Raw genomic sequence first — 22,386 nt, 5'->3', positions numbered from 1 at the left:
GACCCGCTTTTTGCGCGATGGCACTGGGGTTGGCGGGCGATTGTCACCCTCTTCCCGCCGAACAAATTTGGGGAGTCTGTGACCGTTCTGAATTGTCGCCTTCGCACCACGTTACAGAAAAAAGTGGTCTTTTATTCTCTTTTTATCGACCGAGTGCGGCGTGCCATCGCTTTAGGAAATCGGCACGGCGGAGCTGATCTTGATGGGCGAGTAAACCCGGGCCGACGGGGATGGGCCGGTGCGTATTTCCAAGCTCGGCGAGCAGGCGCTTGGCAGTAAGGCCGGTCTCAACGTCCTGGCGCAGCGAAAACAGGAATGCGCGATCCGCCATCACGCTCTGGCCATCGCGCGAGAGCATGAAGTCGAGCCACAGGCGCGCGGCATTCGGGCGGGCAGCGCGCCGCGCGATGAAGGCGACACGCGTGGCCACCAGGGTGTAGTCGGTCGGCATCTTGATGGCGAGGGCCGGATTGCGATCGACGTAGCGCGCGGCGTATGAGCCGATCACGTTGTAGGCGAGCAGGCTTTCGCCGGAGGCGACGCGCTCCAGCATCGCGGCCGTCGTGATGTACAAGTTGACGTTGACGCCACCCAATGCCTTGGCAACATCCCAGAACACCGGTGTGGTGCGTGCGTCTTCGGCGGCAAAGAGGAAGGCCGAGCCGGAGTGCTCGATGTCGTACGAGGCGACGCGGCCGCGCAGCAAGTCACGATGGCCATTCAGAATGCGGGCGAAGTCGGCGTGGGTGGAAGGAATCAACTCCGCCGGCAGCTGTCGCGTGTTGTAGACGAAGACGACCGGCTCGTAGCTCGTGCCGTAGGCCTCGTTCTTCCAGATGGCCCATGACGGCAGGTACGGCCTTTCGGGCGATGCGTACGAGAGTGCGTGGCCGTCGTTCACCAGCTTGAACTGCTCGGGCATGGCCGAACTCCAGACCACATCGGCGCCCGGCGATTTGGCAGCGAATTCAGCGAGAAATCGGCGGTAAATGTCGTCGCTGTTTTGCTCGCGGTAGTCGACGGTGATGCCGGGGTAGCGCGTTTCGAAGGCGCGGATCAGCGGGTACGCGGCGGAGAAATCTGTCGTGGAATACACCGTGACACGGCCTTCGCGGCGCGCGGCGTCGACCATCGCGCCGTAATCGCGCGGGTAGTACGACGGCAGCTCCGGCGCCGGGCGGGCCAGCCACTGCGCCTGCGCCCCACGCGCGACGACGCCGCTTGCAGCCAGCAATGCGGCGGTCTGACAAAGCCAGCGGCGACGGGAATTGAGGATGGACGACATGCCTGTTGAAGCGCAACTGTGCTGCGCATCAGGTGGACGGTGTGATCGGCGATGTGGCCGAGATCAGGGCGCCACGCATTATCATGAAAAAGTAGCCAGAACGATATTGAGAGACACCCGATGCGGATTTTGCTGGTGGAGGATGAGGAAGAATTGGCCGCATGGCTGGCGCGCGCGCTGGCGCAAAGCGGCTTCGTGATCGAGCGCGCCGCGGATGGCGTCATCGCGGAGGCGTTCCTCGGCTCGGGAGAATTTGATGCGGTGGTGCTGGACCTGCGCTTGCCGCGCAAGGATGGCTTTGCCGTGTTGGCCGACATGCGCGCGCGCGACGACCGCACGCCGGTATTGATCCTCACCGCGCAGGGCGCGCTGGATGAGCGCGTGCGCGGCCTCAATGCCGGCGCTGATGATTTCCTCACCAAGCCGTTTGCGTTGTCCGAGCTGGAGGCGCGGTTGATGGCGCTCATCCGCCGCAGCCGCGGCCGGGCGTTCCCACGTCTGCGTTGCGGGCCGCTGGAGTTCGACACCGGACGCAAGGCGTTTCTGCTGTCAGGCGAGCCGCTATCGCTCACGCCGCGCGAGCACGCCGCGCTGTCGGCGCTGCTGCACAAGACCGGCCAGCCGATCAGCAAAGTGCATCTGTTCGACAAAGTCTTCAACCTGGACAGCGATTCCAGCCCCGACGCAGTGGAGGTGGTCGTGCACCGCTTGCGCAAAAAGCTGGCGGGCACGGGCGTGCAGATCGTCACCGTCCGCGGGCTGGGCTACCTGCTCGAAACCGGCAATGGTGAAGCGCCCGCCGCCGGCGATAGCAGCGCATGATGCAGCGGCTCACTTGGCTGCGGCTGCCGCGCAGCCTGAAACTCACGCTGCTCTGGTTGCTGCTGCCGGGGCTGGTGGGTGTGCTGGCCATCGACATCGTCTCGGCGTACCAAGCGCTGCGTAGCGCGACCGATCGCGCGTACGACCGCGCCCTGCTCGGCTCGGTACGCGCCATCGAGAACGGCGTGACGATCGAGCGCGGGCAGGTGCAGGTCAACGTGCCGTATGTGGCGCTGTCAATGTTCGAATCGACCGCACAGAGCAATGTCTATTACCGCGTCGCTTTCGAGCCCTTACCCGGTAAGGCACCTGAAGCCGCGCTGACCGGGTACGACGATCTGCCGCTGCCCGTCACGCGACTGGAAAATGACACCCCGCTCTTCTACGACGCGATGTACCACGACGAGCCCGTGCGCGTGGCCGCCGTGGCCAAGCCGCTCTACCAGCCGGGGCTGCCGGCGCGCATCGTCATTCAGGTGGCGGAAACCATCGAGACGCGGCGCGCGCTGCAACAGGCGGTGTGGCACGGTACGCTGCTGCGCGACGCGGCGCTGGTGGCGGTAAGCGCCGCGCTGTTGTGGCTCGGCGTGACCGTTGCGCTGCGCCCGCTCAATCGCCTGGCACGCAGCATCGGCGTGCGGGCGTCAGATGACCTGCGTCCGCTCGACGCCACGGATGTGCCCGCCGAAGTGCGGCCGCTGGTCGACGCGATCAATCACCACATTCATCGCTACGCCGAACTTGCAGAGGCGCAAAGCCAGTTCCTTGCCGATGCGTCCCACCAGTTGCGCACGCCGCTGGCCGTGCTGCTCACGCAAGCCGAATACGCGCTGCGCGAAACCGACCCGGCGCGCGTGCGCGAAAGCCTGTCCGCGATCATCGCGCGCCTGCAGTCGACGAACCGGCTGACCACGCAATTGCTCGCCCTCGCCCGCGCACGACATGCGGGACAGGATGCGCCGGCCGAAACCTTCGATCTTGGTGAATTGGCACGCGACGTGGTGGTCGACGCGCTGCCGCTGGCGCGCGAAAAACAGCAAGACCTCGGGTGGGACGACGGCGGCCTCGTCATGGCGCTGCCCGTCATTGGCTATCCGGCCTTCCTGCGCGAAGCGCTCTCCAACCTCGTGCACAACGCCATTCGCTACACGCCGGCCGGCGGACGCATCACCGTACGCGCCATGGCCGAAGGCGATGCCGCACTGGTCTGCGTGGACGACACCGGGCCCGGCATGAACGCCGACGAGCGCGCGCACGCGTTCCAGCGCTTTCGCCGTGCGCACGAGGGTGGAAGTCGCTCGGGTAAACCCAAAGCGGCGCCCAAAGATGCTCGCTATGCCGCCGAAGGTTCCGGCCTCGGTCTGGCCATCGCGCGGGCCTATGCTGCGCGTAGCGGCGGACACATCGAGCTGGCCGACGGCGAGCCGAACGAGCACGGCGGCGTCGGTTTGTCGGCGCGGATTCGCGTGCCGCTGGCGACGGCGGCCTTCCCCTCTGAACATGCTGCGATGCAGCAGCCGCAATGAAAGCGTGGCGAAAGCGCGCGATTTCTATAATCCGCCGCACCTGGGGCCATCCGTCCGAGCTACGAGCAACAAGCCATAAGTAGCCGGCCCCACGCCATCACAAGCAAACAGGAGACAAACTCATGCTTCGTGGACGCTTTACGCCTGCGCACGCCGCTCTCGCTTCGATTGCAGCAGCCGCACTGACCCTCAGCGCCGCCGCCTTCGCGCAAGTTCCGGCCGGCTACCCCGCCAGCTACGCCGACACCATCGCCGCCGCCAAGAAGGAAGGGAAGGTAGTGGTGTATGCGACAACCGACACCAAAGCTGCAGATCCGCTGATCAAGGATTTCGAGTCGCTCTACCCGGGTGTGAAGGTCGAGTACAACGACATGAACAGCAGCGAGCTGTACAACCGCTTCATCAGCGAGCAGGCTGCCGGTGGCGCCTCGGCCGACATGATGTGGAACTCGTCGATGGACTCGCAGCTCAAGCTCGCGCAGACCTACGCGATGAAGTACGACTCGCCCGAAGTGCCGAACCTGCCGAAGTGGGCCGTCCACAAGGGCATCGCATACGGCACGACGTATGAGCCGGCCGTGTTCCTGTACAACAAGCGCCTGATCAAGGATTCGGAAGTGCCGCAAACGCACGCCGATTTCGCCAAGCTGGTCGCCGGCCAGCCCGAGCGCTTCAAGAACAAGGTCACGACCTACGACATCGAGAAGTCGGCCGTGGGCTTCATGATGGCAGCGCAAGACAACCTGGATTCGCCGCAGTACTTCGACTTCGTCAAGGCAGTGGGCCCGAACCTGGTGCTGCAGTCCTCCACCGGCACGATGATGGAACGTGTGGCCTCGGGTGAAAACCTGGTGGCGTACAACATCCTCGGTTCGTACGCGATTGCACGCGCCAAGAAGGATCCGTCGATCGGCATCGTCTATCCGAAGGACTACACGCTGGTGGTGTCGCGCGTGGCGATGATCGCCAAGAAGGCGAAGAACCCGAACGCGGCCAAGCTGTGGCTGGACTACATCCTGTCCAAGCGCGGCCAGGAAATCCTCGCCAACAAGTCGGATCTGCACTCGCTGCGTGAAGACGTGACGGGCGAAGCCACCGCCGCCGGCCTGAAGAAGATTCTCGGCAACAGCATCAAGCCGATTCCCGTTGACGAATCGATCCTGGCGTTCCTGGAACCCAAGAAGCGCCTGGACTTCATCAAGCAATGGCGCACCGCCGCCGGCCGTTGATCTGATCCGCTGATCATCGGCACCCCTCTCATCTGACCGACCCGCCGGCGCCAGCCGTACCTGGCGCCGGTTCCTCCTGGAGGCACCATGCGTTCTCTAGCGCAAGACCGTGCCGCCGCTCGCCAAGTCACCCTCAAGCGCTCGCCCTGGACGCGTGTGGGACAGGCTTTGCCGCGCGGCGTGGTCATTCTGCTTACCGCGCTGGCGATTTTCACGCCGCTGGCGCTGATCTTCTACCAGAGCTTTCTGTCTGCGCCGTTCTTCATGCCCGACGCGCTGGCGGGGCTGGATGCGTATCGCTTCATCTTTACGGATTCCGATTTCTGGCAGGCCTTTGAGAAATCCACCGCGCTCGCTTTCGGCCTGGCGGTGATCTCGGTGCCGCTTGGCGGCATCCTGGCGTTCCTGATGGTGCGCTCGGACTTGCCCGGCCGCCGCGTTCTCGAACCGCTGCTGATGATTCCGGTATTCGTCTCGCCGATGGTGCTGGCGTTCGGCTACGTGGTGTCCGCCGGCCCGGTGGGTTTCTACACCGTGTGGTTCAAGAGCCTGTTTGGCGGTGCGCCTTGGAACGTGTATTCGTTCACGAGCATCATCATCATTGCCGGCCTGACGCACGTGCCGCACGTGTATCTGTATGTCTCGTCGGCGCTGCGCAGCCTGGGTTCGGACGTGGAAGAAGCGGCGCGTATCGCGGGGGCATCGCCGCTGTCGGTGGCGCTGAACGTGAGCCTGCCGATGGTGCGCCCTGCCTTGCTGTACGCAGCCGTGCTGGTGACGTTCCTGGGCTTCGAGGTGTTCGGCCTGGTGCTCGTGCTGGGCGATCCGGAAGGCCACCTGGTGCTGGCGACGTATCTATACAAGCTGACAAACAAGCTCGGCACGCCGGCGTATCACCTGATGGCCGCCGTGGCGGTCTGCCTCGTGATGGTGACGTTCCCGCTGGTGCTGCTGCAACGCTACATGCTCAAGTCGGCCAACCGCTTTGTCACCGTCAAAGGCAAGGTCACGCGCAGCCGTCCGCTGCCGCTGGGCAGCTGGCGCTGGCCGGCGTGGGCGGTGGTAGTGCTGTGGTTCTTCGTGACGGTGGTGGTGCCGCTCTCGGGTATCGCGCTGCGCGCCTTCGTGTCGAACTGGGGTGAAGGCGTGTCGCTGGCCGAGGCGTTCTCGACCACGGCATTCCAGCAGATCTTCGAGCAACCGCAGTTCCTGCGGGCGATGGTGAACACGGTGCTGATCGGCGTGATCGGCGGCGCGCTGGCGGTGGGCTGCTACACATGTATCGGCCTGGCCATGCACCGGAAGCCGGATGGCTGGACGCGCTTCCTCGATTACAGCGTGCTGGTGCCTCGTGCCATTCCCGGTCTGCTGGCTGGCCTGGCCTTCCTGTGGGTGTTCCTGTTCGTACCGAACTGGATCGAGACCGGCCTGACCGACAGCGGCTTGCCGTTTGCCAACTGGATCATCGAAAACGTCGTGCCGAGCCTGCGCGACCTGCGCAGCACGATCTTCAGCGTGTGGATCGCCTACACGGTGGTGTGGCTGGCCTATGGCCTGCGCTTGATCTCGGCCGCGCTGCTGCAAGTCGGCCCGGAGCTGGAAGAAGCCGCACGCTCGGTGGGCGCCACCCGCGCCCGCACCACGCGCGATGTGACCGTGCCGCTCACGCGCTACGGCCTGCTCGGTGCTTGGCTGCTGATCTTCCTGATTTTCGAGCGCGAGTACTCGACCGGTGTGTATTTGCTGTCGCCGGGCACCGAGACGATCGGCTCGATGCTGGTTTCCCTGTGGGCGGGCGGCGCCATCGATATCGTTGCCGCACTGTCCTTCGTCAATATCGTGCTGGTGGCCGTCGGCCTCGGCATCGCACTGCGTTTCGGAGTGAAGCTCCATGATTGAACTCACTGTCAACGACCTGCACCTGCAATACGGTAACAACCCGGTTCTCAAGGGTGTCTCGATGCAGCTGCAGAAGGGCGAGGTCGTCTCGCTGCTGGGCCCATCTGGTTCGGGCAAGACCACGCTGCTGCGTGCTGTCGCCGGCCTCGAACAGGCCAGCCAGGGCACCGTCAAGATCGGCGATCGGGTCATGTTCGACGGCGCCAAGAAGCTCGACGTGCCGGCCGAAGGGCGCAACCTGGGCCTGGTGTTCCAGTCCTACGCCTTGTGGCCGCACAAGACCGTGGCCGAGAACGTCGCCTACCCGCTCAAGCTGCGCAAGACGCCTGCCGCGCAGATCAAGGAACGCGTGCAGGCGGTGCTGCAGCAACTGGGCCTCGGCCATCTGGGCGAGCGTTTCCCGAGCCAGCTCTCCGGTGGCCAGCAGCAGCGCGTGGCCATCGCCCGTGCGCTGGTCTACAACCCGCCCGTGATCCTGCTCGATGAGCCGCTCTCGAACCTCGACGCCAAACTGCGCGAAGAAGCCCGCGCCTTCCTGCGCGAGCTGATCGTCCGCCTGGGCCTTTCGGCCCTCATGGTCACACACGACCAGAGCGAAGCAATGGCCATGTCCGACCGCATCCTGCTGCTGAACAACGGCGTGATCGAACAGCAAGGCACGCCCGAGCAGATGTACGGCGCGCCCGAAACGCTCTTCACCGCCGAGTTCATGGGCAGCAACAACCGCATCAACGGCAAGATCGCCGAGGTGCGTGACGGCATGGCCCGCCTGGTGGACGAGACCGGCGGCTGGTCGCTGTGGGGTGTTGCGCGCGGTGATTTGAAGCCGGGTGCCTCAGCGCACGGAGTGATCCGCCTCGAGCAGGTGCGCGTGGGTGTCGACAACGCCGACAACACCATCCACCTGCCGCTCGCAACGCGCATGTACCTGGGCGACCGTTGGGAATGCCTGTTCCGTGCCACCGACGACAGCGGCGCGACCGGTACAGGGCTGCGCGCCTACTCCGCCAGCGCCCCGAGCGACGGCAAGTACGCACTGACCTTCCCGCGCGAACAGTTCTGGCTGTACGCTGCCTGAAGCAACAGCAGCAACTGCAGATTCATCGGCAACAAAAAAAGGCAGCTTCGGCTGCCTTTTTTCTTTGGCTCACGCTGGGGTCGGCCTGTCAGTCCTTCACCACCGGCAAGTGCTCGGGATTGTTCTCCGCAGCCGTGGCCTGACGCAGGAAAATTGCCGCCAAAATCAGCCCCAGCTCGTACAGCAACCACAGCGGCACAGCCAACAGTAGCTGCGACATCACGTCCGGGGGCGTCACCACCGCGGCAATCACGAACGCCCCCACCACCACGTATGGCCGCGCCTGCCGCAGCTTATCCAGGCTCACAATGCCAAAGCGCACAAGCACCATCACGACCACCGGCACCTCGAAGGTGATGCCGAAGGCAAGGAACGTGGTCATGGCGAAACTCAAGTACTTGTCGATGTCGGTGGACATCTCGGCACCCAGCGGCGCGTTGTAGTGCGCCATCACCTTGAACACCGTCGGGAACACCAGGAAATACGCAAACGCCACACCGCACAGGAACAGCACGTAGGTGCTTACCACCAGCGGCATGATCATCCGCTTCTCGTGCGTATACAGCCCTGGCGCCACAAAGCGCCAGATTTGGTACAGCACCCACGGCAGAGCAATCAGGAAGGCGGCCAGCAGCGTCACCTTCATCGGCACGAAGAACGAGCCGGTGACGTCCGTCACGATCATGTGACCGTTCTTGGGCAACGCCTGGATCAGCGGCCGCGAGAACAGGTTGAAGATATCCGGCGCCCAGTAGACCAGGCCCAGAAAGACCAGCAGCACGCCTGCACCTGCCTTGACGATGCGCTCGCGCAACTCGACCAAGTGCGAAATGAAGGTTTCCTGCGCGCCGTCCTCGGGCGACTCTTGCGGATCGAGCGGAGCGGCACTCATGTCGGATGGGAGAGAGGGAAGTCAGGACGCGGCACCGCAGACACGGCACGCGCCCGAAAGATCATTCGAAGAAGGAGCGCGCACGCGACTGTGCTGCAACGATGGGCGGACGATGACGCTTGACGCGTGCCGCACCCGATTGGGCCCACATGCGCACGCCCTGCTTCTGGCGGTACCACTTGGGCATCGAAAGTTGCTTGTTGCGCCAGCTGTTGCGGCCATTGCGCGACTTGCCCGGTGCCGGGCGCCAGTCTGGAGCGGAGGTTGCCGTGTGCGCAGGATCACCAAGCGCCTCGTTCAGGCGTTCGTTGATTTCGGTCGTGTGCTTGCTGACCTCCTGGTGGATGGTCTGCTCGACATTGCGCGCGGCCTGCTCGAAGTCGGTGCGCATCTTGCGCAACTCCTCAAGCTCGATTTCGCGACTGACCTCGGCCTTCACGTCGGCGATGTAGCGCTGCGCGCGGCCAAGCAAGGCGCCAGCGGTGCGCGCCACCTTGGGCAGACGCTCCGGCCCGATAACGACGAGCGCTACCATGCCAATCAGCGCCAGCTTGGAAATGCCGAGATCGATCATCGGTCAGCGCGCGTCGGTTCAGCCTTGCTTGGACTTGTCGCGCGCTTCGACGTCGATCGTCGTCGAATCGTGCAGCTCGCGCGGCGGCTGGCCGGCGGTCTGTTGCGGCGAGCCTGCTGGCTTGTCTTCCTGACCTTCGCGCATGCCGTCCTTGAAGCCCTTCACGGCGCTGCCCAGATCCGAACCGATATTGCGCAGCTTCTTCGTGCCGAACACCATCATGATGATGACCAGCACGATCAGCCAATGCCAAATGCTAAAGGAACCCATGTCCTACTCCCACGTAAATACGGCTGGTGGCGTCGCAACGGTGGCGACGCCATTGGTTGATTTTACGGATTTGCGTACATCGGCTTGCTGTCGTTCAGATACAGCCAACCTTTCACAATACGATACAGCATCCAGATGCCCAGAGCCCACAGGACGGCAAAGCCGATGAAGGCCACGGGAATGAGCAGCACGCCGATCACACCCCACAGTACGCACCACCAGAACGAACGGATCTGCCAACGAAAGTGCGACTCATACAGCGTGCCGCGCACATCGTCGCGCTTAACATACCCGACGATGATGGCAATCAATGCAGTGATACCGCCGGTCAGCCAAAAAATGGCGTAGAGCGCATACAGGATATGCGTCAGACGACGCAGCCCTGCCAGGCGCTCCGCGTCATCCGTCACCACCACTGCTGCTCCGTATTTGTCCACGCTGCCTCCCTGCGACGATTCGCCACCGTAGTCAGTCACCCGCCGCGTCGCGCGCCTGCGACTTGCGCAGCGCCTTTTCTTCCAGGCCGGAAAGCCCTTCGCGGCGCGCCAGTTCGTTCACCACGTCATCTGGCGTGAGGTCGAAATGCGACAGCAACACCATGGTGTGGAACCAGAGGTCCGCCACTTCGTACACCACCTTGCTGCGCGCCTCGTCGGTCATGCCTGCGGCGCGGGCGTCCTTGGCGGCCATGACCGTCTCGGTGGCCTCTTCGCCGATCTTCTTGAGGATGGCATCGTCGCCCTTGTTGAACAGACGGGCGATGTAGCTCTTTTCCGGGTCGCCGCCATTGGCAAGCTTGCGGGATTCGAGCACCTCGCCCAGGCGGCGCAGGGTGTCACTCATGATTGTGGCCGGGCTTGCCGGCGTAGATGTCGTCAGGGTCCTTCAGCACCGGCTCGACGGTGTGCCAATCGCCGTCTTCCACATTGCCTTCGAACTTCTGGAAGAAGCACGCGTGGCGCCCAGTATGGCAGGCGATGCCGCCGATTTGTGTGACGCGGAGCAAGACTACGTCTTCATCGCAGTCGAGGCGGATTTCGTGCACCTTCTGGATGTGGCCGGACTCCTCGCCCTTGTGCCACAAGCGCTTGCGCGAGCGCGACCAGAACACGGCCTCGCCGGTTTCGACAGTCTTCTGCAGCGCCTCGCGGTTCATGAAGGCGAACATCAGGACGTCGTTGCTGCCCTGCTCCTGCACGATCACCGGCACCAGGCCGTTGTCGTCCCAGTGGACCTTGTTCAGCCACTTCTTGCTCATAGTCCGATCCGTACTGGAATGCCATGCTCCGCCATGAATTGCTTGGCCTGGCCGACGGTGTATTCGCCGTAATGGAAGATGCTGGCGGCCAGCACCGCATCGGCGTGACCTTGCTGGATGCCGTCTGCCAGATGCTGCAGGTTGCCCACGCCGCCCGAGGCGATGACGGGCACAGGCACGGCGTCCGACACAGCGCGCGTCAGTTCCAGATCAAAGCCAGCCTTGGTGCCATCCCGATCCATGCTGGTAAGCAGGATTTCGCCGGCGCCACGCTGCGCCATTTCACGTGCCCATGCCACCGCGTCCAGGCCCGTGCCCTTGCGGCCACCGTGCGTGAAAACTTCCCAGCGCGGAGCCTCGCCTTCAGCCGACACCTTCTTGGCGTCGATGGCCACGACAATGCATTGCGCGCCGTGGCGGGCGCTGGCGTCAGAAACCAGTTGCGGATTCGCCACCGCCGACGAGTTCATGCTGATCTTGTCCGCACCCGCATTGAGCAGCCGGCGCACATCTTCCAGCGCGCGCACACCGCCGCCCACCGTCAGCGGAATGAACACCTGCGAAGCCACCGCTTCGATGATGCCGAGCATCAGGTCACGCCCGTCCGACGTGGCCGTGATGTCGAGGAAGGTGATTTCGTCGGCGCCCTGCTCGTCGTAGCGACGTGCGATTTCGACGGGGTCGCCGGCGTCGCGCAATTCGACGAAGTTGACGCCCTTGACCACCCGGCCGTTGGTCACGTCCAGGCAGGGGATGATTCGTTTGGCTAGCATGATGAGTCGGGCGCCGGAGCGCCCGTTGTGCACGGCTGGATCAACAATCAGGCCGCGCCGAGTTTGTCCGCAAGGGCTTGAGCTTCCTTGAAGTTCAGGTCGCCGGAATAGATCGCGCGACCACAGATCACGCCCTCCACGCCATGCTCTTCGACCGCGCACAGGTGGTCGATGTCCTTCAGGTTCGACAGGCCGCCACTGGCAATGACGGGAATCTTCACCGACTGTGCCAACTTGACGGTGGCATCGATGTTGATGCCTTGCAGCATGCCGTCGCGGCCGATATCCGTGTAGATGATGCCTTCGACGCCGTAGTCTTCGTACTTCTTGGCGAGGTCAACGACTTCGTGGCCGGAGAGCTTGCTCCAGCCGTCGGTCGCCACCTTACCGTCCTTGGCATCGAGCCCGACGATGATGTGACCGCCGAACGCCGTGCATGCGTCCCGCAGAAAACCCGGGTCCTTGACCGCCGCCGTGCCGATGATTACGTACGACAAGCCATCGTCGAGCCAGCGCTCGATGGTGCCCAGATCGCGGATGCCGCCGCCGAGTTGCACGGGAATCTCATCGCCCACCTCGGCGAGGATGGCCTTTACAGCCGCCTCGTTACGCGGCTTGCCCGCGAAAGCGCCATTCAGATCGACAAGGTGCAAGCGGCGCGCACCCTGCTCGACCCAATGCCGCGCCATGGCTGCAGGGTCTTCCGAGAATACGGTGGCTTGATCCATATCGCCTTGTTTGAGGCGCACACACTGACCGTCCTTCAGGTCGATGGCCGGGATGAGCAACATAAGCGTGACGACAGAGTTGAGGGGAAAAGATTAAAAAGGGCGAAAAATGGATTCGATTGCGACGCCACGGCGGGCGTCACGGATTCCAGTGCACAAAGTTCCGGTAGATCTGCAGGCCGGCTTGCGCACTTTTTTCCGGGTGAAACTGTGTTGCAAAAATATTATCCCGGGCGATGGCGGAGGTAAACCGCACGCCGTATTCGGTCTCTCCGACCGATTCGTCGGCGTTGGCAGGCCGGGCGTAGTAGCTGTGCACGAAATAGAAGTAGCTCTGATCCGCCACACCTTCCCAGAGGGCGTGGGCCCGACTCTGGTGCACGCGGTTCCAGCCCATCTGAGGCACTTTGTACCGTGAGCCGTCCGGCTGCAACTGGCCGTCCAGGTCAAAGCGGACCACATCGCCTTTGATGAGGCCCAACCCCTCGGTGAACTGCTGGCCCGGGCGCGCCTCGGTGCTGCGCTCGAGCAGCATCTGCTCACCCACGCACACGCCAAGCATCGGCTTGCTGCGCGATGCCTCCAGCACAGCGTCGCGCAGGCCCGACTGGTCGAACGCGGCCATGCAATCGGGCATGGCGCCCTGCCCCGGCAGCACCACGCGGTCGGCCGAACGAATTTCATCCGCTTGCGCACTGATGCGCACATCGGCCTCTGGAGCAACGGCCATCAGGGCTTGCGCTACCGAGCGCAGATTGCCCATGCCGTAATCGACGATTGCGATCTTAGTCATGACTTAACTTAGGCCCTCAGTACGGGCAACAGGGTTTTCAGCCCATCAACAATGAATTCCACGGCCAGCGCCGCCAGGATCAAGCCCATCAACCGCGTACCGACATTGATGCCGGTGCGACCGATCACGCGGGCGATCGGCTCGGCCGCGCGCAACACGATCCAGACCACAACTGCGATCGCAACACCGACCCCCGCCAGGAGCAACAGGTCCCACCAATGCTTGGTCTTGCCGGCATAGACGATGACCGTACTGATTGAGCCTGGGCCCGTGAGCAGCGGAATCGCCAGCGGCACAACGGCAATGCTGGCCTTGGCGCCGGCCTCGTCCTCTTCTTCGGGCGTGGCCTTGGTGCGGCTGGTCTGCGCATTGAGCATGTTCAGCGCGATCATGATCATGATGATCCCGCCGCCAACCTGGAGCGAGCCAACCGAGAACCCGAAAAAGCTGATGATCTGCTCGCCGAGCAACGCCGACAGGCCGATCACGATCGCCACCGAAATCGACGCGACCTTGATGGTGCGGCGCTTCTCTTCGTCTGTCTGGCTCTCGGTCAGGCTGATGAAGAACGGGATCGCCCCGATCGGGTTGATCAGGGCGAGCAGCGAGAAAAAGCTTTTTGTCAGATCCATCGGATCGGCGGCCGGTTTGGGAGTCGGGTAGGCGCGGCCAGGCCGACGCAGTGATTTACAGTGCGCCCTTGGTCGACGGAATCGTGCCGGCAGCGCGCGGGTCGATCTCGACCGCCATGCGCAGCGCACGGCCGAAGGCCTTGAACACGGTTTCGATCTGGTGGTGCGCGTTGACGCCGCGCAGGTTGTCGATATGCAGCGTCACGCCGGCATGGTTGACGAACCCGCGGAAGAATTCGATGGACAGGTCCACGTCAAAGTTGCCGACGCGTGCGCGCGTGAACGGCACGTGGAACTCCAGGCCCGGACGGCCGGAGAAGTCGATGACCACCCGCGACAGCGCTTCGTCCAGCGGCACATAGCTGTGGCCGTAGCGCACGATGCCCTTCTTGTCGCCGATGGCTTTGGCGACGGCTTGGCCCAGCGTGATGCCGACGTCTTCCACGGTGTGGTGGTCGTCGATATGGGTGTCGCCGGTGGCCGAAACGTCCAGATCGACCATGCCGTGACGGGCGATCTGGTCGAGCATGTGGTCGAGGAAGGGGACGCCGGTGTTCAGCGTCTGCTTGCCCGTGCCGTCCAAATCAAGGGCGACGCGGATCTGCGTTTCAGAGGTGTTGCGAGTGACCTCGGCACGGCGGCTCATGGGGCTTCCTGCATCGATGCGGCAAAGGCATCGATAAATTGCGCGTTTTCTTCGGGATTGCTGACCGTCACGCGCAGACAGTTGGTCAACAACGGGTGCATTTTACTGACGTTTTTAATCAGAATCCGCCGATTGAGCAGGCGCTCGAACAAAGCGGCGGCATCGGGCACGCGCAGCAGGATGAAATTTGCCGCGCTCGGGAAGACCGTCACGCCGGGCTGGGCCGACAGTGCATCGATCAGCTTGGTGCGCTCGGCGCGCAGGGTCGCTGCCTGGGCATCCAGCACGTCCACGTGTTCAAGCATGAACTGGGCGGTGGCCTCGGTCAGCACATTCACGTTGTACGGCGGGCGCACCTTGTCCAACTCGGCGATCCACTTCGGGTGGCCTGCCACGTAGCCGAGGCGGATACCGGCCAGGCCCAGCTTCGAGACGGTGCGCATCACCAGAAGGTGATCGAAATCGCGCAGGCGCGGCATCCAGCTGTGTTGCGCGAACGGCTGGTAGGCCTCGTCGACCACCACCAGGCTCTGGCACACCGGGCCGCGAGCCGCGCGGATGATCGCGTCCATGTCGGCCGCGTCGAACAGGTTACCGGTCGGGTTGTTCGGATACGCCAGGTAGATGACGGCAGGCTGGTGCTCGGTCATGGCGGCCAGCATGGCTTCACGGTCGAGTGTCAGGTCTGCCTTGAGCGGCACGCCGACGAAGTTCAGGCCCAGCAACTGCGCCGACATCGCGTACATCACGAAGCCCGGCACTGGCGCCAGCACGGTCGCGCCCGGCTTGGCCGCGGCAATGGCGATCAGGCTGATGATCTCGTCCGAACCGTTGCCCAGCAGCACCTCGGCGCCAGCCGGCACGTGCATCACCTGCTTGAGCTGTGCCCTGAGCGTGTCGGCGGTCGGCACCGGGTAGCGATTGAGTGCGACTTCGGCCAGGCGCTTGCCCAATGCGTCGCGCAGCATTGCCGGCAGCGGATACGGGTTCTCCATCGCGTCCAGCTTGACCATGCCAGTCGCGTCGGGCACGTGGTACGCACCCATGGCGCGAACGTCGTCGCGCACGATGCGGGCGAGCAGGTCATCCAGAGAGGCTTGGGCCGGAGCGGTGGCGGTCATCGTTGTGCGGCGGGCGTTATTCGGACGTGGGACGTTGCAGGCGATATTCGGCGCTGCGGGCATGCGCCTGCAGGCCTTCGCCGTAGGCCAGCTCGGCCGCAATCTCGCCCAGCATCTGCGCGCCGGCTTCGCTCACCTCGATCAGGCTGGAACGCTTGATGAAGTCGTACACACCCAGCGGCGACGAGAAGCGTGCCGTGCGCGACGTCGGCAGCACGTGGTTCGGGCCCGCGCAGTAATCGCCCAGCGATTCGCTGGTGTACTTGCCGAGAAAGATCGCACCGGCGTGGCGGATGCGCTCAGCCCACTGGCGCGGGTTCTCTGCCGAAATTTCCAGATGCTCGGGCGCGATGTCGTTGGCGATGTCGCACGCCTCTTCCATGTCACGCACCTTGATGAGCGCACCACGGCCCGACAGCGACTCGGCAATCACGCTCCGGCGCGGCATGTCTTCAAGCTGGCGGTTGATGCTGGCTTCCACCTGCGCGATGAACTCGGCGTTCGGGCACAGCAGGATCGACTGGGCCAGCTCGTCGTGCTCGGCTTGCGAAAACAAGTCCATCGCCACCCAGTCCGGATCGGTCGTGCCATCGCAGATGACAAGGATTTCCGACGGACCGGCAATCATGTCGATGCCAACCGTGCCGAACACGCGACGCTTGGCAGCGGCCACATAGGCGTTGCCGGGGCCGACGATCTTGTCGACGGCGGGGACGGTGTCCGTGCCATAAGCGAGCGCACCTACGGCCTGCGCGCCGCCAATGGTGAACACGCGGTCCACGCCGGCGATGCAAGCCGCAGCCAGCACCAGCTCATTGCGCACGCCGCCGGGCGTGGGCACCACCATGATGATTTCCTTGACGCCGGCCACGCGCGCCGGAATCGCGTTCATCAACACTGATGACGGATACGCCGCCTTGCCGCCCGGCACGTAAATGCCCACGCGGTCGAGCGGCGTCACCTTCTGGCCAAGCACCGTGCCGTCAGCTTCGGCGTATTCCCAGCTGTGCGTCCCGCACTCGATCTTCTGCTTCTCGTGATACGCACGTACGCGGGCGGCAGCGGCTTCAAGTGCCGCGCGGCGCTTGGGCTCCAGGCCATCGAGCGCGGCTTGCAGGGTGGCCGGCGACAGTTCCAGCGCGGCCACGCTGTCGGCTTCGATGCGGTCGAAGCGGCGCGTGGCTTCCAGCACGGCGGCATCGCCGCGCGCCTTCACGTCGGCCAGGATCTGCGCGGCGGCGCGGTCAATGGCTTCGTCTTCGCTCGCTTCAAAAGCAAGCACCTGGCGCAGTTGCGCCGCGAATCCGGCTTCAGCCGAATCCAGCTTACGGATGGTCAGGCTCATGCGGCTTCCCCAACGCGCGCGTCCGTCGCAGAGGCGCGCTCGAAAGCGTCGAGGATGGGCGCCAGCCGGTCGCGCTTGAGTTTCAGCGCAGCCTGGTTGACGACGAGTCGGGACGAGATCTGCACGATCTCTTCCACCTCGACGAGGTTGTTCGCGCGCAGCGTGCCGCCCGTGCTGACCAGGTCGACGATGGCGTCAGCCAGGCCCACCAGCGGGCCCAGCTCCATCGAGCCATACAGCTTGATCAGGTCGACGTGCACGCCCTTCTTGGCGAAGTGCTCGCGCGCGGTATTCAGATACTTCGTCGCCACCGACAGGCGCGCACCCTGGCGTACCGCGTTGGCGTAATCGAAGCCCTTGGGCACCGCCACCGACATGCGGCAGCGGGCAATGTTCAAATCGATGGGCGCATACAGGCCCGCCATGCCGTGCTCCATCAGCACGTCGCGGCCGGCCACGCCGAAGTCCGCCGCGCCGTATTGCACGTAGGTCGGCACGTCGGAAGCGCGCACGATGATCACGCGCAACGCCGGGTCAGAGGTCGGCAGAATCAGCTTGCGCGAGGTTTCCGGATCTTCGGTCACCTCGATGCCGGCAGCCTTCAGCAGCGGCAGCGTCTCTTCAAAGATGCGCCCTTTGGACAGCGCCAGCGTGAGCTGGTTGGAGGCGGACTGGAATGCGTTCATGGCCGGCGGGTTCCTTACCTTACGCTTGAATGCGGCGGATCTTGGCGCCGACAGCGGACAGCTTGTCTTCGATGCGGTCGTAGCCGCGATCAAGGTGATAGATGCGGTCGACCAGCGTCTCGCCCTGCGCGATCAAACCGGCAATGACGAGGCTGGCCGAGGCGCGCAGGTCGGTCGCCATGACGGTCGCGCCCGACAATTGCTCGACGCCCGTCACCACGGCCGTCTTGCCGTCGATGACGATATTGGCGCCCAGGCGGTTCAGTTCCTGCACGTGCATGAAGCGGTTTTCGAAGATGGTCTCCGTTACCGTGGCAGAGCCTTCGGCAATGGCGTTGAGCATCATGAACTGCGCCTGCATGTCGGTCGGGAACGCCGGGTATTCCGACGTGCGGAAGCTCACGGCCTTGGGGCGGCCCGTCATCTGCACACGGATCCAGTCGTCGCCCGTGGTGAGCGTCACGCCGGCTTCGCGCAGCTTGTCGAGCACGGCGTCCAAAATGCCGGGCGGCACGCCGCGCAGCGTCACGTCGCCGCCGGCTGCAGCCACGGCGCACAGGAACGTGCCAGCTTCAATGCGATCGGCAATCACCGTGTGCGCGGCGCCGTGCAACGCTTCCACGCCCTGGATCACCAGACGGTCGGTGCCGATGCCTTCGATGCGCGCGCCCATCTTCACGAGCAGATTGGCGAGGTCGGTCACCTCGGGCTCGCGCGCGGCGTTTTCCAGCACCGTTTCGCCGTCGGCCAGTGCAGCGGCCATCAGCAGGTTTTCGGTGCCCGTCACCGTCACCATGTCGGTGACGATGCGCGCGCCACGCAACCGCTTGGCGCCTTCGGGCAGCTTGGCTTCGATGTAACCGTGCTCGATGACGATCTCGGCGCCCATCAGCTGCAGGCCCTTGATGTGCTGATCGACCGGACGCGCACCGATGCCGCAACCGCCCGGCAGCGACACACGCGCATGGCCGAAACGCGCCAGCAGCGGGCCCAGTACCAGGATCGACGCACGCATCGTCTTCACCAAATCGTACGAAGCTTCCGGCGTGTGGATGGTCGCCGCGTCGAGCGTGAGGTTGTTACCGTCGAGCACGCCTTCCACGCCCATCTGGCGCAGCAGCTTGAGCATCGTGCGCACGTCCTGCAGGTTCGGCACGTTGCTCAGCGCCAGCGGCTCGGCCGTCAGCAGCGCGGCGCACATGATGGGCAGCGCGGCGTTCTTGGCGCCAGACACGCGGATTTCGCCCGACAACGGGCCATTGCCTTCGATCAGCAGTTTGTCCATGAGCGAGACGTCTCGTCGATCACTTTGGGAGGGGCGCTCGGCGAGCGCAAGGTCGGAATCGGTTGAAACGGTAACCGGGGTGGGATCAAGCTCGGCCATCAGGACTGCCACTCCGCCGGGGTGAGCGTCTTCATGGACAGCGCGTGGATTTCCGCGCGCATCCGCTCACCCAGCGCTGCATAAACGAGCTGGTGACGCTGGATCAACCGCTTGCCTTCAAATTGGGCGCTGACGATGGTGGCAAAAAAGTGCTGACCGTCGCCCTCGACTTCGAGGTGCTCGCACGGCAGGCCAGTTTCGATGTACTGCTTGACTTGTTCGGGTGTGGGCAACATAGCCGTCCCTTCTCCTGCAAAACGTTAGGGTGAGCGTCGTTCGTTTTGTTATCGACGCATCAATGGCGCAGCTTGTAGCCCGTGCGCAGCATCTGCAGGGCCAATCCCCCCACCACGACCAACGCGATCAGCATCACGCCGAGGCTCGTCGTCACCGGCACATCGGACACGCCGAAGAAGCCGTAGCGGAAGCCGTCGATCATGTAGAAGAACGGGTTGGCGTGGGACACCGCCTGCCAGAACGGCGGCAGTGAATGAATCGAATAGAACACGCCCGCCAGGAAGGTGGCCGGCACGATCAGAAAGTTCTGGAACGCCGCAAGCTGATCGAACTTTTCAGCCCAGATACCGGCAATCAGCCCCAGCGTGCCGAGCACGCTCGCGCCCAGCACAGCAAACACGATGATCCACAGCGGCTGCGCGAAGTGGAGATGCGCAAACAAGGTCGTCACGACCAGCACGCCCGTACCCACCGCCAGACCGCGAATGACGGACGCGCACACGTACGCACCGAACATCTCCCAGTGCGACAGGGGCGGCAGCATGATGAACACCAGGTTGCCGGTGATCTTCGACTGGATGAGCGACGAAGAGCTGTTCGCAAAGGCGTTCTGCAGCACGCTCATCATCACCAGACCAGGCACCAGGAAAGCGGTGTAGCTCAACTGGTCGAACACCTTCACGCGGTCTTCCAGCACATGCCCGAAGATCAGGAGATACAGCAGCGCGGTCAGCACCGGCGCGGCCACGGTCTGGAAGCTCACCTTCCAGAAGCGCAGCACTTCCTTGTACAGCAGCGTGCGGAAACCGACCCAGCGGCCCGGCAAGCTCTCGGGAATGGCGTTCATGCAGCGGGCTCCAGCGCAGAATCGGGAATGGCGGGCGTCTGAGGCCCCACGGGCAAGCCACCTTCGCGGCGCATGATCTGCACGAACACGTCTTCCAGATCCGCCTTGGCGACTTCCATGTCGTCGATCTCACAGCCGGCGAGGCGGCACGTAGCGAGAATCTGTTCGACCTCGCCATAGCCCGACAAGCGCAGGCGCACGCCACGCTCGCCGTGGTTGCCCGGCAAGCGCAGGCCTTCCAGCGACGCGGGCAGCGCTCCCTTCGAAAAGCTCAGCACCAGTTGCAGCCCGGCAAATTGCGACAGCAGATTCGCCGTGCGATCGAGCGCCACCACTTCGCCAAACTTGAGCATGGCGATGCGGTCGCACAGGGATTCGGCTTCTTCCAGGTAATGCGTGGTCAACACGACGGTATGGCCTTCCCGATTCAGGCGCGAGATGAATTTCCACAGCGTCTGGCGCAACTCGACGTCCACGCCGGCAGTCGGTTCGTCCAGCACGATCACGGGAGGGCGGTGTACCAGCGCCTGCGCAACAAGCACGCGGCGCTTCATGCCGCCCGAGAGCGCGCGCATGTTGGCGTCCGCCTTGTTGGTGAGGTCCAGGTTGGCCATGACCTCATCGATCCAGTCGTCGTTCTTGGTCAGGCCGAAGTAGCCCGACTGCAGGCGGAGCGTTTCGCGCACCGTGAAGAACGGATCGAACACCAGTTCCTGCGGCACCACGCCGAGCTTGCGGCGGGCCATGCGGTAGTCGGTGACAACGTCGTGACCAAGCACGCGCACGTGGCCGGAATCGGCACGATTCAGGCCAGCGAGGATGGAGATCAGCGTGGTCTTGCCCGCGCCGTTGGGGCCCAGCAGGCCGAAAAACTCGCCCTGCTCGACAGACAGGCTCACGCCCTTTAGCGCTTGCAACGACTTGTAGCGCTTGCGGACGTCAGCGATTTCGATGGCTTTCATGGCCGACAAAGTGAACTACTCTGCGCATATCGAGGCCGTGGATCGACACGATCATGACGGCCGCGGATGCCGCACATGGCAGCGGCAGAGCGACAAACCCAGAATTATAGGGGAACTGCACCAACTCACGGCGCCGCACCCTGCGACGCCAAACCGCGAATGCCAGGGCGCGCGCGACGCCTCGGCCGGAGCGCGGCATCGCGATGACGGGTTCGGGGGCATCACCCCGCGCCCCGCACCGGACGCCGCGTCAATGTCGAGCGTGATGGGGAGCAGCAGGGGCTGGCGCGACGGCCAGCAGAGACTCCACGCCGTAAAGCGTGGCGAGGTTGGACAGCGCCTGCGGAGCGCCTGCGATATCGAGCACGATACCGGCGCTCTGTGCCGTGCGCTGCCACGACAGCAGCACCGCCAGCGCAGAAGAATCGACCTGCGACAAGCCAGCGCAATCGACGTGCAGCGCGGCATTGCCGGCTTCGCGCGCTTGGCCGAGCTGAGCCTCGCCCTCGCGCAGAACGCGCGGCGCTTCGCGGTGAGTCAGCGGGCCGGACAAGGTCAACATGGTGGAAATGGATACGTCAGAAAAAGAAACAGCGGCCAGAGTTGACCGCTGCATCGATTCTACCGGAAGGCTGCTTACTTTGCCGGGCCCTTCTCGAGCTGCGAGTTGCGCTCGTTCAGGAAGCTCACCAGGCCGGCCACGCCGCCACGCTTGCTGATGACATCGGCAAACTGGTTCTTGTACGTTTCCGACAGCCACAGGCCGCTGATGTTGATGTCGTACACCTTCCAGCCACCGGCCGTCTTTTCCAGGCGGTAGTCCAGGGCCACCGGCTCGCCGTTGTTGTTCACGGTCGAGCGCACCACCACGTCGGTGTCATCCGCTGCTGCACGGAACGGCTTGTACGAAACGGTCTGGTTCTTCACGTTCGACAGCGCGCCGGCGTAAGTGCGGATGAGCAACGTCTTGAAGCCTTCCTGGATCTGCTGTTGCTGCTCCGGCGATGCCTGGTTCCAGAATCGGCCCATGGCGATTTGCGTGGTGCGCTTGAAATCGGCACGCGGCACGATCTTCTGGTCGACGAGCTGGAACACCTTGCTCATGTTGCCGCCGCGCAGTTCCGGATCGCTCTTGATGGTGGTGAGCACGTCGTCCACTGCCGTCTTGACGGTGGTCTGTGCATCAGCTTCTTGGGCGTGGACCGGCGCGGCTGCAACGGCAGCCGTCAGGGTGAGTCCGGCAAACAGGGAGCGGAGGAGCTTGTTCAACATATCGCGTCCTTATAGTGTGATTTTCGGGTCGCTTGCAGCGCGTTCGCCACAATCTTGTTGGCGATTAGAACAGACCGCCCGCAGGCAAGTTCGTGCGGGCCGGCCAGTTTTACGCCTTGTCACCTTT

At 63.9% G+C, this 22,386-nt stretch carries 26 protein-coding genes; 5 read left to right on the top strand and 21 right to left on the bottom strand.

Annotated features, from left to right (window positions below):
- Positions 1–142 precede the first annotated feature (142 nt).
- The gene (locus tag ACTJK6_RS23355; RefSeq protein WP_433865446.1) at positions 143–1,285 is read right to left on the bottom strand and encodes an ABC transporter substrate-binding protein; all 1,143 of its coding nucleotides are present in this window, start codon (positions 1,283–1,285) and stop codon (positions 143–145) included.
- Positions 1,286–1,405: 120 nt separating this feature from the next.
- Between ACTJK6_RS23355 and ACTJK6_RS23350 the strand changes: the two genes are divergently transcribed.
- From ACTJK6_RS23350 to ACTJK6_RS23330, 5 genes are all read left to right on the top strand, one after another.
- Positions 1,406–2,107, top strand: a complete 702-nt coding sequence (locus ACTJK6_RS23350) for a response regulator (RefSeq protein ID WP_232041154.1) — start codon at positions 1,406–1,408, stop codon at positions 2,105–2,107.
- Positions 2,104–3,633, top strand: a complete 1,530-nt coding sequence (locus ACTJK6_RS23345) for a sensor histidine kinase (protein WP_433865448.1) — start codon at positions 2,104–2,106, stop codon at positions 3,631–3,633. Before ACTJK6_RS23350 ends, ACTJK6_RS23345 begins: the two co-directional genes overlap by 4 nt.
- Positions 3,634–3,755: 122 nt before the next feature.
- A complete protein-coding gene (locus ACTJK6_RS23340) occupies positions 3,756–4,862 on the top strand; it encodes an ABC transporter substrate-binding protein (protein WP_440840275.1) in 1,107 nt (368 codons plus the stop codon).
- An 87-nt stretch (positions 4,863–4,949) separates the two neighbouring features.
- Positions 4,950–6,761: an ABC transporter permease gene (locus ACTJK6_RS23335; RefSeq protein WP_440840274.1), complete on the top strand. Its 1,812-nt coding sequence runs from the start codon at positions 4,950–4,952 to the stop codon at positions 6,759–6,761.
- Positions 6,754–7,839, top strand: a complete 1,086-nt coding sequence (locus ACTJK6_RS23330; RefSeq protein ID WP_252694997.1) for an ABC transporter ATP-binding protein — start codon at positions 6,754–6,756, stop codon at positions 7,837–7,839. Before ACTJK6_RS23335 ends, ACTJK6_RS23330 begins: the two co-directional genes overlap by 8 nt.
- An 88-nt stretch (positions 7,840–7,927) precedes the next feature.
- On the opposite strand, the gene tatC is transcribed toward ACTJK6_RS23330, so the two are convergent.
- The 20 genes from tatC to ACTJK6_RS23230 form a co-directional block, all read right to left on the bottom strand.
- Positions 7,928–8,731, bottom strand: coding sequence for a twin-arginine translocase subunit TatC (gene tatC, locus ACTJK6_RS23325; RefSeq protein WP_045203052.1), 804 nt, complete (start codon positions 8,729–8,731; stop codon positions 7,928–7,930).
- 61 nt (positions 8,732–8,792) lie between these two features.
- On the bottom strand, positions 8,793–9,305 hold the full coding sequence (gene tatB, locus ACTJK6_RS23320) for a Sec-independent protein translocase protein TatB (protein ID WP_004634619.1): 513 nt from the start codon (positions 9,303–9,305) through the stop codon (positions 8,793–8,795).
- Positions 9,306–9,323: 18 nt separating this feature from the next.
- Positions 9,324–9,575, bottom strand: coding sequence for a Sec-independent protein translocase subunit TatA (tatA, locus tag ACTJK6_RS23315; protein WP_232041160.1), 252 nt, complete (start codon positions 9,573–9,575; stop codon positions 9,324–9,326).
- A 62-nt stretch (positions 9,576–9,637) separates the two neighbouring features.
- On the bottom strand, positions 9,638–10,012 hold the full coding sequence (locus ACTJK6_RS23310) for a DUF4870 family protein (protein WP_102067507.1): 375 nt from the start codon (positions 10,010–10,012) through the stop codon (positions 9,638–9,640).
- Between the two features lie 31 nt (positions 10,013–10,043).
- Entirely contained in the window at positions 10,044–10,418 is a 375-nt protein-coding gene (locus tag ACTJK6_RS23305) for a phosphoribosyl-ATP diphosphatase (RefSeq protein ID WP_232041161.1), read from the bottom strand.
- The gene (hisI, locus tag ACTJK6_RS23300; protein ID WP_024977832.1) at positions 10,411–10,833 is read right to left on the bottom strand and encodes a phosphoribosyl-AMP cyclohydrolase; all 423 of its coding nucleotides are present in this window, start codon (positions 10,831–10,833) and stop codon (positions 10,411–10,413) included. Before hisI ends, ACTJK6_RS23305 begins: the two co-directional genes overlap by 8 nt.
- A complete protein-coding gene (hisF, locus tag ACTJK6_RS23295) occupies positions 10,830–11,606 on the bottom strand; it encodes an imidazole glycerol phosphate synthase subunit HisF (RefSeq protein ID WP_232041163.1) in 777 nt (258 codons plus the stop codon). Before hisF ends, hisI begins: the two co-directional genes overlap by 4 nt.
- A 47-nt stretch (positions 11,607–11,653) precedes the next feature.
- Complete coding sequence (hisA, locus tag ACTJK6_RS23290) at positions 11,654–12,397, bottom strand: 1-(5-phosphoribosyl)-5-[(5-phosphoribosylamino)methylideneamino]imidazole-4-carboxamide isomerase (protein ID WP_004634607.1); 744 nt, start codon at positions 12,395–12,397, stop codon at positions 11,654–11,656.
- A gap of 76 nt (positions 12,398–12,473) precedes the next feature.
- Positions 12,474–13,127, bottom strand: a complete 654-nt coding sequence (hisH, locus tag ACTJK6_RS23285) for an imidazole glycerol phosphate synthase subunit HisH (RefSeq protein WP_440819017.1) — start codon at positions 13,125–13,127, stop codon at positions 12,474–12,476.
- A gap of 8 nt (positions 13,128–13,135) precedes the next feature.
- The gene (locus tag ACTJK6_RS23280) at positions 13,136–13,759 is read right to left on the bottom strand and encodes a MarC family protein (protein ID WP_440819018.1); all 624 of its coding nucleotides are present in this window, start codon (positions 13,757–13,759) and stop codon (positions 13,136–13,138) included.
- Between the two features lie 55 nt (positions 13,760–13,814).
- Positions 13,815–14,405: an imidazoleglycerol-phosphate dehydratase HisB gene (gene hisB, locus ACTJK6_RS23275; RefSeq protein ID WP_004634601.1), complete on the bottom strand. Its 591-nt coding sequence runs from the start codon at positions 14,403–14,405 to the stop codon at positions 13,815–13,817.
- Positions 14,402–15,526, bottom strand: a complete 1,125-nt coding sequence (gene hisC, locus ACTJK6_RS23270) for a histidinol-phosphate transaminase (protein WP_440840273.1) — start codon at positions 15,524–15,526, stop codon at positions 14,402–14,404. The genes hisB and hisC overlap by 4 nt, the downstream gene beginning before the upstream one ends.
- A gap of 16 nt (positions 15,527–15,542) precedes the next feature.
- Positions 15,543–16,871: a histidinol dehydrogenase gene (gene hisD, locus ACTJK6_RS23265; protein ID WP_414561153.1), complete on the bottom strand. Its 1,329-nt coding sequence runs from the start codon at positions 16,869–16,871 to the stop codon at positions 15,543–15,545.
- Positions 16,868–17,557 carry an ATP phosphoribosyltransferase gene (hisG, locus tag ACTJK6_RS23260; protein WP_009241938.1) on the bottom strand — a complete coding sequence of 230 codons (690 nt, stop codon included), beginning with the start codon at positions 17,555–17,557 and terminating at the stop codon, positions 16,868–16,870. The genes hisD and hisG overlap by 4 nt, the downstream gene beginning before the upstream one ends.
- A 19-nt stretch (positions 17,558–17,576) precedes the next feature.
- Complete coding sequence (murA, locus tag ACTJK6_RS23255) at positions 17,577–18,842, bottom strand: UDP-N-acetylglucosamine 1-carboxyvinyltransferase (RefSeq protein WP_440840272.1); 1,266 nt, start codon at positions 18,840–18,842, stop codon at positions 17,577–17,579.
- A 98-nt stretch (positions 18,843–18,940) separates the two neighbouring features.
- Positions 18,941–19,177, bottom strand: coding sequence for a BolA family protein (locus tag ACTJK6_RS23250; protein WP_024542178.1), 237 nt, complete (start codon positions 19,175–19,177; stop codon positions 18,941–18,943).
- 59 nt (positions 19,178–19,236) lie between these two features.
- Positions 19,237–20,025: an ABC transporter permease gene (locus ACTJK6_RS23245; RefSeq protein ID WP_232041168.1), complete on the bottom strand. Its 789-nt coding sequence runs from the start codon at positions 20,023–20,025 to the stop codon at positions 19,237–19,239.
- Positions 20,022–20,987 (bottom strand): ABC transporter ATP-binding protein, encoded by a 966-nt coding sequence (locus ACTJK6_RS23240; protein ID WP_232041169.1) that lies wholly within the window; start codon positions 20,985–20,987, stop codon positions 20,022–20,024. The genes ACTJK6_RS23245 and ACTJK6_RS23240 overlap by 4 nt, the downstream gene beginning before the upstream one ends.
- Before the next feature lie 250 nt (positions 20,988–21,237).
- Positions 21,238–21,549, bottom strand: coding sequence for an STAS domain-containing protein (locus tag ACTJK6_RS23235; protein ID WP_260804099.1), 312 nt, complete (start codon positions 21,547–21,549; stop codon positions 21,238–21,240).
- 74 nt (positions 21,550–21,623) lie between these two features.
- On the bottom strand, positions 21,624–22,259 hold the full coding sequence (locus ACTJK6_RS23230; protein ID WP_232041171.1) for an MlaC/ttg2D family ABC transporter substrate-binding protein: 636 nt from the start codon (positions 22,257–22,259) through the stop codon (positions 21,624–21,626).
- Between the last annotated feature and the right edge of the window lie 127 nt (positions 22,260–22,386).

The sequence above is a fragment of the Ralstonia sp. 22086 genome (assembly GCF_052045975.1).
Taxonomy (GTDB): domain Bacteria; phylum Pseudomonadota; class Gammaproteobacteria; order Burkholderiales; family Burkholderiaceae; genus Ralstonia; species Ralstonia wenshanensis.
The sequence above is the reverse complement of the archived record's forward strand: the minus strand, read 5'-3'. Positions and strand labels throughout refer to the sequence as shown.